The following is a 12,331-nucleotide window of genomic DNA, read 5'->3' as shown; positions in this document are numbered from 1 at the left end:
TTCATTAAGATAGTGACGGTTTAAAAAAAATCTTTCAGCACAGTGTTGGCAGCATGGTAGCCGCACATGCCATGAACGCCGCCCCCCGGCGGTGTGGCAGAGGAACAGATATAGATTCCTTGGGCAGAAGTCCGGTAAGGTGAAATGCGGCAGGCAGGGCGCGTGTACAACTGCCTGATGTCGATGATGCCGCCGTTGATATCGCCGCCTACATAGTTTGGATTATATATTTCCATCTGTTGTGCATTCATGGTATGTTTTGCCAGGATCAGGTCGCGGAATCCCGGTGCAAAGCGTTCTATCTGCTGCTCAATGATCTGGGTCATATCCGCATCGCTGCCGTTGGGCACGTGACAATACGCCCATGCTGTATGCTTTCCGGCGGGCGCCCTTTCATCAAACAGGCTTTGCTGCGATAACAATACAAAAGGCGCCTTACAGATCTTACCATCGTATGCCTGTTGCTCCGAGAAAGCAATTTCCTCAAAGGTGCCTCCCAGGTGTACCGTGATGGCCTGCCTGCATTCCGGCGCTGTAAAAGGAATGGGACCGCTCAGCGCCCAGTCCATTTTAAACACGCCCGGACCGTAACGATAGCGCGACAGCTGCCGTTTATAGAATGGTGAAAACTGATCACCGGCAATAGTGAGCAGTTGTTTTGGCGTGAGATCAAACACCACTGCGTGATGCGACGGCAATTGCGACAGTGAACTAACGTGCACGCCTGTTTGAATTTTTCCGCCTAACGAAACAAAGTATTGGGCCAGGGCATTGCCAATGGCCTGTGAACCGCCTTTGGGAACCGGCCATCCATAGCGGTGGCCTACCGCCGACAATACGATGCCGATGGCCGCAGAAGCCACATTGGTTAAGGGTTGTATGGAGTGTGCCGTCATGCCGGCCCATAAGCCCCTGGCTGCCGTAGTGGAAAACCTGTTGGCAACAGCCGATGCTGAGCGCAGCGCATTCAACCCAAAACGGGCCATGATCAATGGATGCCGCGGAAACGAAAAGGGTCCCAGGCTATCTTCCGCCACCGCCTCCCAATTGTCGGCCACCGGTTTTATCAGTTCCCGGTACACTTTTTCATCTGCTCCCAGCGCACGGGCGGTATCGTCCAGCGAGCGGGCCAGGAAGGCTGCAGTACCATCGTCAAACGGGTGGGCCGCTTCCAGCGGGGAATAGGCGAACTCCAAACCGTAATCTGCCAGCGGCAATTTGGAAAAAAAAGGAGACCCCATCGCCATCGGGTGCACCGCAGAACATACGTCGTGGTAAAACCCCGGCAACGTAAGCTCGGCAGTACGCATGCCCCCGCCAATGACGTCCTTTGCTTCCAGCAGTAATACCGATACCCCTTGCTGTTGCAGCCTGATGGCGGCAGATAAGCCATTGGGTCCGGACCCTACCACTATTACATCGTAATCTTTTTTCTTCATGAGCTGCTTACCGCGGTTGAGAGGTACTACCCCCGCGCTGATTTATTAGTCTACAAACTTAGTATACTATTAACGGGAATGCAAATTATTTTTGAGAAAGATAATATTTTATTTCGCGTCTTCCACCACCACGCCCAGGCGCAGCGCTTTCAAACCGCTGAGGCCCTGCAGGTCTTCCAGTTCCAGTTCCTCCAGCTCCGGCTGCAGCACACCGGTTTCCTGTAAATAGCGGATAAACGGCAGATAATCATCTACGTCGTCTTTGTCGGAATAGATCAACGCAATTTTATCGGGCTGGGTTAACCGTTCTTCGGTATTCCGGATATGTACTTTATCAATCCGCTTCTTGATCATCTGGTAACGGATATTATACGCGCCCTCCACATCAAACTTCCGTTCATCTGCCCGGAAGCTGATATCGATAGGATGGTTATGCACAAAAATAAGCTGGGTGGTAAACAACTCCTTCTCCATTTGGGCGATCAGCGAGTGGGTTAGTTTGGTGATGGCTACCATGGAAGATAACTGCCATAACCGGAGGTTTTTGAGATGGAAATGATTGAAAGGCCGTGCCGGTGCAATAGACTGACCAATGTAAATATCATACTCCACGCCATCCGTTCTGAACTTTTCAAAATAACAGGGATAAGAATCCTGCAACTTGGCTTTCTCTGACTCCAGGTAGTTGTTTGCCGCCTGGGTGATCAGCTGCATAGATGTTTCCAGCGCATCTTTATTCACATTACCCGCCATGCTTTGCAGGCAGGTGTTAATCGTTTCGCGGGTATCAGGATATTGCGCCGCAATATGTTGCAGGTAATTCACCGATTCCTCTTCCAGGAACCTGTTCAGCGCGTTTTCATCGGAAGGGCTCAGCTGTTGATGCAACAGGGCCTGCTGCCACCGCTGGCTATGATAGATCATTTCCTGCAGCAGGTCATTCTGCTGGTACTTGCGCAGCAAGTCCAGGGTATTGGCAAGGATGCTTAAATGACTGTCCAGGTCAGCGATGATGGCCTTATTTCTTTCTATAGTAGAATTCCGGATATCAATGGCGCCATACAAAGGGTATACTTCTTTAAACAATATATTGGTGATGACAGCCGGCCGGTTCTTTTTCACCCTGTACAGGTAATGCCAGGCTGCCTCATTAAATTTCCACTGCACGGCCGGTTGTATGGAAGTAAATTTCTCTTTGATCACCTGCTCTATCTCCCCGTTAAATTCGTCTATATAGATCTGTAGTAGCTGGCCTATTGCGCCTATGGCAGGTTCCAGCAGCGACAGCGTTTTCTCGTCAAAACTATGATCGCTCCAGGTATGTGCCGCAAATGCCCCCACCGGTTCACCCATATGGAAAATGGGCATAATAGCCAGCGACTTTACCCCCTGCTGACGGAAATGTTCCAGGAAGGAATATTCTTCCCGCGTTTCTTTTACGATATCCCCGGAAAAAAAGAAAAGTGGTTTCGACATAAAGGCTTTCGCATTCCTGCTGAATTCTTCCGGCGACAGGCGGCTTTCACCCCACACGGCAAACAATACACCCGTTCCACCTTTTTCAAAACTATATACGGGATTATCATTTACGCGCAGGAAAGGAAACAGGTCGAATTCAATCCTGCTGTCACGCACCAGCGATTTAAGCGATAAGATCACCCGTTCGTAATTCTGTTCATCAATCAATGTAGTACGCGATAACCGCATACCGGCAATATTCTCCACCGCTTTCTCCGCCGTTACATCTGTTACGGTGATCACACAAAATCCACGGAAGCTGAACAGGTCCAGCGGCAACATATCTTCCAGTATCTCTTCACCACCGCCTTCACTAAAATGCGTATACAACTGCACAAAGTCAATGTCCGGCAGCTCACCCTTCGCCGTCACGTCAACAAAGTCGGTGCTGATGGCCACCGCATAATATTGCAGCAAACCGGTAGCTGTATTTACTCCTGCATGGTGTTGCTCCGTTTTTACCGGCGCCTGGAAATTATACAGCCGTTGCAGGATCAGTGAATACACCAGCTGCAGGCGCTCCCGGTGGTAATCTGCCGGTGTGCGGGTTACTTCGTAATTATACTCCGGCGAATTATTTGCCAGCAGTTGATAGATAAGGTCTGTACCATAAAAAGTAGTGGGAAGGAACGGGAAGCTGAGTCCCCAGGCCAGCTGATATTCCGGGCTCATGGCCGGAGAAAGGCAGGCATATACATATTCCAGCAGGCCGGAATACTGAGGGGTTTCTTCCAGGGGAATATCCCGCCGGCCAATATCCGATGCTTCAAACGCGGCCAGCGCTTCTTTATACAACCGGGCTTTCACGGTGGGTTCTTCGTGGATCCGCTGCCTGAGATAGGCGATAAATGGTTCAAAGGAAATGGCTGCATCTATGGCCAGTGGCTGCGCCTTATTTCCTGACACATCCAAGATGGTTGTTTGCATAAAGGGGAAAATTCTTTTTCAGGATCAAAGGTAGGGGAAATCCTGGCTATTTACGAGGTGTAACACGCATGCGATCGCGGAAAGCAATAAATATCTTACCTTGTTGGACTGTAATTTCACCCCATTACGAACATCTCTTAAACAGCTGCAAATCATGAAAACAATTTACCTGTTAACAGCTGCGTTATGCCTGTTAATTAACTCCGCAACCTTTGCCCAGCAAGACTCTGCCGCCATGATGAAAGCGTGGGCAGACTACATGACACCAGGCCCCGCACACCAGAAAATGGCAGAAACCGATGGCGAATGGACAGCCGACATGACCTTCTGGGAAAAACCGGATGCACCGCCCAGCAAATCAACCGGCACCGCCACTTACAAGATGATCCTCGGCGGCCGCTATTGTGAAGGCCGTTACACTGCCAACATGATGGGCATGGACTTCGAAGGCATTAGTACCATGGCGTACGACAATGCAAAGAAAAAATACTTTTCCACCTGGGTGGATAACATGGGCACCGGCATCATGGTGATGGAAGGTGAACCCCTCAAATCCGGCGATGGACTTGAATTTACCGGCAAAGGCCTGGACCCTGCCACCGGCAAAGAACACAACGTACGCCAGGTATTAAAATGGCAGGATAAAGACCATCACACCATGGAAATGTACCGGTTAACCGACGGGAAAGAAACAAAAGACATGGAAATCAAATACACCCGCAAATAACAATCTGGCAGGGGAATTAACTTCCGGGTGGAAGCTATTTCCTCTGCTTTAAAATATCATTCACCTCATAGTCCGGTGCACCTCCCGCATAAGATGCCACCAGCGCTCCGAGGGCATTGGCAAACACCAGGCACTCCCGCGCCGCACGCCCACGGATCACACTATGCAGGAACCCCGCCAGGAACGCGTCCCCGCTTCCGATGGTATCTGCCACCTTCACCACAATACCAGGTTCCACATAAAAAATATCATTCATAAACAACAACGCACCCTCACCGCCCATCGTTACCACGATAGTCGCAATCCCAAAACGCTCCGATAACATACGCACGGCCTGCTCCTTATCCACATAAGGATGATACCATCCGCTGATCAGCGCCAGTTCATCCGTATTCAGCTTCAGGATATCACACTCCGCCAGTAACCATTCCACATGCGCCTGCGTATAATGCGGCTCCCTTAAATTAATATCCAGCACCTTCACCACTTCCTCCTTCAATGCCTGCTGCAACGTATGCAACGATACCTTGTCGCGCGAACAAAGACTTCCGAATATAAAATAACGTGTAGCCGTATCCTTTAGCCGCGCCGCCAATGCCGGTGTGTAATCAATAAAATCCCACGCCGCCGGGTATACGATATCATAATGCACATTATGCGGATCAGTCATATCCGCATATACTTTCCCCGTTTCCTGCTGTTCATCGGTCTGAACCAGGCTGGTATCCAGCCCATACCGGTGCAGCATGTCCAGCAACCCCTGCCCGCGGGCATCGCGTCCCACACGGGATACCAGCGACACCTGCTCTCCCAGCTTCTGCAGGTGGTAAGCTACATTCATCACCGCGCCACCGGGTAATTCTTTCTCCGGTAAAATATCCCAGAGCATTTCACCAAAACATACAATCCCGTTTGCCATAACTTTCCTATTTTGATTAAAGGTGATGATCCCTTACATTGTTCAGACAAAATACGATAAAGCACTTATATTTATAACGCGAAGCCCCCTAAAACCCGGAAAAAGATGCACCAGGAAGAACACTTAAAAAGCTCAGATTTTATCACAGACATGGTCATTGGCATGAGCGACGGATTAACCGTGCCCTTTGCCCTGGCCGCAGGACTCAGCGGCGCCGTGAGCAGCAACAACATCATCCTCACTGCTGGTATCGCCGAAATCGTAGCCGGCTGTATCGCCATGGGCCTCGGCGGATACCTCGCCGGGAAAACAGAACTGGAACACTATGAAAGCGAATTAAGAAGAGAATATACAGAAGTGGAAACTGTACCCGACAAAGAAATGGAAGAAGTGAAGGAAGTGTTTGCGGAATATGGCCTCAGTCCCGAAGTACAACACCTGATTGCCACTGAACTGTCGAAAGACAAAACCAAATGGGTGAACTTCATGATGAAATTTGAACTGGGACTGGAAGCACCCAACCCAAACAGGGCGCGGCAAAGCGCGCTCACCATCGGCGCCTCCTATTTTGTAGGAGGACTGCTGCCACTATCGGCTTATCTTTTCACGGACACGCCTCAACGCGGTTTGATAGGTTCCACTGCGCTCACCATCATCTGCCTGTTTGTATTTGGCTATTTTAAAAGTAAAGTAACCGGTCAACCTCCCGTGCAGGGAGCCCTGAAAGTAACCATGATAGGTGTGCTTGCTGCAGCAGCAGCTTTTGCCATCGCAAAATTGGTTTCCTGAAAAATGAACATATACAAGGCCCGGCTGTTTGTAATCAGATCATTCGCATACCAGGAATATGAAGATATCGCCCAAAGCAAAAATATGGCTGAAAGTATTGGTGGTCCTGCTCATCCTCAGGATAGCCATTGGTGTGCTGTTATATTATCTTGTAGAACATAAGTTCGTAAACATCATACAATACATCGTCAGCAAAGAATCCGGGAACGCCTATAGGTTCGACGCGGATGATATTGACTTCTCCCTTTTCAAAAGAAATATTGTAATCAGCGGCGCACGGCTCACCGGGAAAGACACCGTTAACGTGGCCGCTCATTTCGATGTGTCCATTCCCAGGGTGTATCTTTCCATACAATCCTGGCGCGCGCTGATATTGCATAAAAAACTGCTGGTCGACAGCCTCTCCGTGATCAGCCCTGCGCTCATTATCCATGAACATGTGGCGCGCGGCTCCCGCCAGGAAGGATTCCAGCTTTCATCTTTAGTACAGCACCTGGAACAAACCCTGCAATATGTAAATGCCCGCATCGTTCACCTGCAAAACGGTTCCCTGGTATACAGCAAGGTAAATGGGCCGCCACCCCTGCACGTCGATCATTTTAATTTCTCTATCCTCAACTTCTCCAAGGTTACCAACTCCGATAATCATATTCTTGGATCTGATGATGTGGACTTCTCATTCGACCGCCAACACTGGATCCTCCCGGATGGCAGGAATACTATCAGCTTCAGGCGGCTGCACTTCTCCGGTAAAAAACAGATTTTTGAACTCGACTCGGCGACCATCTTCAGTGCCGCCACTGCCACAAAAGGGGAAATGTCGCTGCAGGCAGATAAGTTCTACTTTAACGCCCGGCATCTTCCCGCTATTTATATGCGGGAAGAATTACTGATTGATACGCTTGTATGTATCCGCCCAGTATTGAAACTCCCTGGCAAGAAGGTGAGCACCAAAGATAAAAAGATAGCGCTGGACAGCCTGCCCAATACCCTGTTCAAACGAATGAACTTCCGGTACATCGAAGTAAAAGACGGCGAACTGCTGCTTCGTGGAAATGTGTCTACCGGCACCACCAAACGTACCAACCTGAATATTTATAACCTCAATATTGCACATGATTCCACACCAGCCATCACCGCCGACAGCATCGCACTCAACCTCGATAAAATAAAGTTCTATTCGCTCGACAGCATGTTCCAGCTCAGTGTGGACGAATTTATCCTGCAACGGAACGATGTGATCTTTAACAACGTGGAATACAGCCCCACGCCGATGAACCATTCCGGCAAAGGATTAACATTCCGCGCTCCTTCCCTGCGGCTCAACAACGTAAGCCTGGAACACCTGCTGAGAAAGCGTTTAAAAGCCACCAGCGCAGTGCTCTATCAACCGGGTATTACCTTTCTTACCAAAGCAAAGAAACGGGTTAAAGGCAAAGTTCCTATAGACAGCACCGCTATTAAAATGCCGGCCTTCTACCAAACGCTGCATGGCCTCAGTGAACTGATACAGGTGAACACCTTCCGGATAGTAGATGGCAATATCAATTTTACTTCCACCGGCAAATCAAAGGTAACGCTGATGGTAAAAAACCTGAACACCGATATCCTGCTGCATAACTTCCTGCTCAGCGATTCGCTGGTGGATATCAAACATTCCATGCCTAACCTGCATATTCTGCAGGTGAATGTAATATCCGATAAAGCTAATATCACCATGGATAACTACAGTTTCGATGGTACACACCGGCATAACAAAGCCACGAAAGTGGCCGTGGCACTGGAAAACGGCACCCGCATAGCGGCAAGGGATCTTTACTGGGAAGTATTCGACTGGGACGTATTTCAGCAATCAAAGGATATACAGGTAGATGTGTTAAGGATCGGGGCCATCGATATACAGGCACGTCACAATGGCGCTAAAAAAGAAGGTCCTGCAAAGGATTTGCCGGTAATACGGGTTGCCCGGCTGGATATAGGCAAGGTGCAGTTCAACAGCGAAGGCGCCGGTGAACACAGTAGTTTTAATGCGGATAAAATAGCTTTGAAAGATATGCGCACCCGGCAGCACTTCTTTACCTGGGCATCCGCCACAGGCCAGCTTAACCACATCAGCCATCACAGTAAAAAAATGGATGCTACCATTGGCAACGTGCGGTTTAACAGCAACGGTTATACGTACATTACCGATGCCGCAGCCACACTGCATAACAGTAACGGGCATACTAAAATAACCACCCCTTCTCTCGATATACAAACCAACATCCATAACACTGACTTCAGCAGGATAGCCATTAGTAAACTGGCTACGGGCAATGCCGCTGTTTCGCATACCAGCATCAAAGAACACGACACCACCCACCTGGAAACACAGGCCTGGCTAACGGGGAACCAACTGGAAGTAAATACCGGCAGTCAACACCTGTTACAATATGGCGATATGAACATACAGTTATCGGCGCTCTCCTACAGTCATACCGGTACAACTGCTTCCGTTCCGCAGCTATCCCTGCAACTCAGTAAAGGTTCGTTGCATAAGGAGAAGTCCGGTCACCTGTCGCTCCGCTCAGGTGTGGACCTCGCCTGGCAGGAGGCACAGTTCTCCCTGCACCAGGCCGATACGCTTGAACTGGTATTACAAAAATTATCGGGCATGTTTAAAGATGCATCCTTCTCCTGGAGCCAGGGTCATAAAATAAAGTGGACCTCATTCATCAACAATACCACGCTCCGTGACGGCGGATTGCACTATCGCAATAAACAGGTTCATGTCAACGCGGAGAACTTTAAACTGGATCCGGCCACCCAAACATTTCAGGTGCGTAACTTTGAAGTGACGCCCAACCTTTCGGCAGAGGAAACTTTCCGGACTGCCCACTGGCAACGCGATTACATTACAGTGAAAGGAGATGCATTGCAGATCAGCGGTATCAATATGCATCACCAACCCGGCGACACCACCATTGCGATCCGTAAAATTACGGTGGACAATACACAGCTGACAACGGCGAGGGATAAACGAATTCCGTTTGAACACGGCATTGAAAAATGGATGCCCACAAAATTAATTCATACCATTCCATTTGCGCTCCGGGTAGATTCCATTGTGGTACAACAATCTGCGGTAACGGTCAATGAATCGTCGAAGTCCACGAACAAATGGTCAGCCGTACCCATTACGGATATCAACGCCCTGATCACCCATTTCGGCAACACCTACGGCAACGCCGACAGCCTCCTGGTACAGGCTACCGGCAGGCTCCTGGAAAATCCTATCCGTTACTTTTCCTATCATGAATCCTATGGAGATTCCCTTTCCGGCTTTACAGCAGAAAGCTATCTTGCTCCAATGGACCTGAAAGATTTTAATGCCGTAGCCATCCCGATGGCAGCTGTAAAAGTAAGACGCGGTTATGCGGATACGATCTTCTCACAATGGTCCGGAAATAAATACGCTACACTTGGCGCCATGAATTTTTATTATCACAACCTGAACGTACAGGTGCTGAATAAAAAGGATTCCACGCGGCAGGGTTTCATGGCTAACCTGGAAACGTTCCTGGCCAACCTCTTCCTGAAAAACCGCAATCAACGGCCCACCCGGATGTTCTTTATCCGCGACCGGGAAAAGTTCATTTTCAACTATTGGGTAAAAGCAGAAACTTCCGGTATTGTAACAGCCGTAGGCGTTAAAAAAGACCGGAAGTACCTGAAGAAATATAATAAAGTAGCAAAGAAATATTCTTTACCAAAAAAGTAACTTATTCCCTGATAATAGCCAGGGCCTTGTCCAGCAGCTCGTCCCTGTTTTCACGTATACCCTTCACCGTTGGCTCCATTACAATATCCGGTACAATCCCCACCCGTTGCGTTTCCCGTCCATCAGGATAGTACACGCCAATGCCGGTGATGAGCGTTTGCACGCCACCGGGAAGTGCGAAATAAGAAACATTTCCATCTGCACCGGCGGTAGTACTGCCCAGCACCACAGCACGCGGCGCCAGCCGGAGCGCCATGGTTACAAACTCGGCGTTGCTTTGCGTGGTGGCATCCACCAGGATAACTATCTTGCCTCTGTAATAATCTTTGTTCTTTGCGCCGGCCTTCATTTCACCTGTCACGCCAAACAACCCTGGCTGCTGTACACTGCCAACAGTAAACTTGGCAAAAGGTACAGGCGACGGCAGCACATACTTCACAAGTGAAGCCAGGAGGTTGTCTGCGGGATAAGAACGCATATCTATCACCATTCCTTTGGTGTTTTTAAAAGCTTCACCTACCGAATCCATTTGTGTATTCTTAAAATAACCGGGATATACATATCCTACGTCTTCCCCGATCATCTTCCAGGAAACAGATGGGCGGTCGCCCGCTATGATGGCTTGTTTATAAGTAGTGGTAGCGAGCGTTACACTGCTGATCTTACCCTCTCTTTCGTATTCCAGCTGCAGGGTACTGTCCTGCGTTTGAAACAGGATCCGTTCAATCCTGTTCAGTTGCGTGGCATAGTTGGAAGCAGAAGCAAGCGGCAATAATCGTTGTACCATAGCCGTCACCGGCTCTTTATTAACAGCGGTAATCACATCACCAACCTGCAATCCGTATTTTTCATCACCCACTTTCACCAGCACCGCCTTGTTTTCCACAAACCGTGCCCGCAGTGGCAACGTTCTAAACCTGTCTGTATTGCGAATCACCACATTGGCGCCATATATACCGGCATGCGAATCGTGGATACCTGCAATCAGCCGCAGCAGCGCAGTTTGGTATGCCGCAGTATCTGCCGCGTTAATCATTGCCGGTATATACTCCGCCAGTTTATTATTCCAGCCTTCGGTGATCAGGTGCTTATAAGGAAACCAATACTGTATGATATTCCAGTAGCGGTATAATGCCAGCAGGCGGAAACCGGCGTCAGGATAGGCCATGGTGTTATAGGCCTGCTCATTTTTAAATGCCGGATTACCAGCAGGCTCCAGTCCGAGGTAATAACTGGCATCATCGCGGTTCATGGCGGCCACTGTCTTCAGGGCTGCCGATAATGCCGTACCTAATGTTTTCTCATCTGAAATCCAGTCGAGATCAGGGGTGAATTTAATCACCATTTTACCGGTGTGCATACGCCGGAACTCCTGCGGCGCCGTAAGCTGGTTGGTCCACCGAAGCAGGACCTCATTCCTGGCCGTTTCGCTGGTACTGCTCAATACTGCCGGTAAGATCCGGAATAATTCATAGTCCCAGTTGTACTCCCCGGCCATTATCGCAGGATGATAATATTTCAGGAAGCCCCAAACCTTTCCAAGTACTTCCAGGTGTGTTGCCTGCAGCGGGGTAAGACTGGAAATACTGATACCCGAGCCTTTGTCAAACGCATGATCACTGTCGGCTTTATACACGTGGAGCGGTGGTGCTTCCTTCAATGGTTTGCCATCAATCAATACTTCCAGGTTATCCGCCCATACGTTACCATTGCTGTGATTAATGGCGCCGGCGTATACTGTGCCGCCACCGGACGGGAGGGAAAGGGTAATGTTGTATTGCTGCCAGCCGGTAGTTCCCTGCAGCCGCCGCTTCTGCATATTATCCATTTTGTATACGGCACCCGATTTATCGTCTACCCGCATAAACAGGCCGGCATAGCCATCGGTAACTGCATCCAGCTTCAGGTAGCCTTTGAGCGAAATGGTTTTCCCGGCAAAAGTAACCGGTATACGTATCACGGTACAACCATAATCATTCATCCCTCTTTTTTCAAATGGTGTAATGCGCAATGCTCCATGTCCTTCGTAATAGATGCTGTCGTCGACGGCCAGTCGGTATTTACCGCCCCAGTCGACCCACCCGTCAGGCAAAGCGCCTCCCGGTTTTTTACTTTCGAAGCTTCCGTCAAAAGATGCAGGGTATTGTGCTACAGCGGGAAGCGATAAGGCACACGATAATACAAGGGCAGGAAAGCGCATAAGGAAAAGATGTTAGTTTCAAATCTTCCTTAAAATAACAGGTATTTTTGCA

Annotated in this window: 7 protein-coding genes; 3 read left to right on the top strand and 4 right to left on the bottom strand. The window is 49.3% G+C overall.

All coding sequences use genetic code 11. From position 1 onward, the window contains the following. Positions 1-20 precede the first annotated feature (20 nt). Together ACLHR0_RS25350 and ACLHR0_RS25345 are read right to left on the bottom strand one after the other, a co-directional pair. Positions 21-1,439, bottom strand: coding sequence for a phytoene desaturase family protein (locus ACLHR0_RS25350; protein ID WP_436490407.1), 1,419 nt, complete (start codon positions 1,437-1,439; stop codon positions 21-23). A 108-nt stretch (positions 1,440-1,547) separates the two neighbouring features. Then, positions 1,548-3,884, bottom strand: coding sequence for a GAF domain-containing protein (locus ACLHR0_RS25345; RefSeq protein ID WP_436490405.1), 2,337 nt, complete (start codon positions 3,882-3,884; stop codon positions 1,548-1,550). A 154-nt stretch (positions 3,885-4,038) separates the two neighbouring features. Between ACLHR0_RS25345 and ACLHR0_RS25340 the strand changes: the two genes are divergently transcribed. Further along, entirely contained in the window at positions 4,039-4,611 is a 573-nt protein-coding gene (locus ACLHR0_RS25340; protein WP_436490403.1) for a DUF1579 domain-containing protein, read from the top strand. A gap of 34 nt (positions 4,612-4,645) precedes the next feature. On the opposite strand, the gene ACLHR0_RS25335 is transcribed toward ACLHR0_RS25340, so the two are convergent. Further along, positions 4,646-5,530: a carbohydrate kinase family protein gene (locus tag ACLHR0_RS25335; RefSeq protein WP_436490401.1), complete on the bottom strand. Its 885-nt coding sequence runs from the start codon at positions 5,528-5,530 to the stop codon at positions 4,646-4,648. Positions 5,531-5,635: 105 nt separating this feature from the next. Between ACLHR0_RS25335 and ACLHR0_RS25330 the strand changes: the two genes are divergently transcribed. Together ACLHR0_RS25330 and ACLHR0_RS25325 are read left to right on the top strand one after the other, a co-directional pair. Next, a complete protein-coding gene (locus tag ACLHR0_RS25330) occupies positions 5,636-6,319 on the top strand; it encodes a VIT1/CCC1 transporter family protein (RefSeq protein WP_370908189.1) in 684 nt (227 codons plus the stop codon). A gap of 58 nt (positions 6,320-6,377) precedes the next feature. Then, positions 6,378-10,079 carry a hypothetical protein gene (locus ACLHR0_RS25325; protein WP_436490399.1) on the top strand — a complete coding sequence of 1,234 codons (3,702 nt, stop codon included), beginning with the start codon at positions 6,378-6,380 and terminating at the stop codon, positions 10,077-10,079. Between the two features lies 1 nt (position 10,080). Here the strand turns inward: ACLHR0_RS25325 and ACLHR0_RS25320 are convergent, their stop codons facing one another. Continuing rightward, positions 10,081-12,279 (bottom strand): S41 family peptidase, encoded by a 2,199-nt coding sequence (locus ACLHR0_RS25320; protein WP_436490397.1) that lies wholly within the window; start codon positions 12,277-12,279, stop codon positions 10,081-10,083. Positions 12,280-12,331 lie beyond the last annotated feature (52 nt).

This window comes from Chitinophaga sp. ARDCPP14 (assembly GCF_051362515.1).
Classification (GTDB): Bacteria; Bacteroidota; Bacteroidia; order Chitinophagales; family Chitinophagaceae; genus Chitinophaga.
This window is presented reverse-complemented; position numbering and strand designations above follow the sequence as displayed.

Coding starts and splice junctions, on each gene's coding strand:
- ACLHR0_RS25350 (WP_436490407.1), bottom strand. CDS start 1,439: ATGAAGAAAAAAGATTACGATGTAATAGTGGTAGGGTCCGGACCCAAT.
- ACLHR0_RS25345 (WP_436490405.1), bottom strand. CDS start 3,884: ATGCAAACAACCATCTTGGATGTGTCAGGAAATAAGGCGCAGCCACTG.
- ACLHR0_RS25340 (WP_436490403.1), top strand. CDS start 4,039: ATGAAAACAATTTACCTGTTAACAGCTGCGTTATGCCTGTTAATTAAC.
- ACLHR0_RS25335 (WP_436490401.1), bottom strand. CDS start 5,530: ATGGCAAACGGGATTGTATGTTTTGGTGAAATGCTCTGGGATATTTTA.
- ACLHR0_RS25330 (WP_370908189.1), top strand. CDS start 5,636: ATGCACCAGGAAGAACACTTAAAAAGCTCAGATTTTATCACAGACATG.
- ACLHR0_RS25325 (WP_436490399.1), top strand. CDS start 6,378: ATGAAGATATCGCCCAAAGCAAAAATATGGCTGAAAGTATTGGTGGTC.
- ACLHR0_RS25320 (WP_436490397.1), bottom strand. CDS start 12,279: ATGCGCTTTCCTGCCCTTGTATTATCGTGTGCCTTATCGCTTCCCGCT.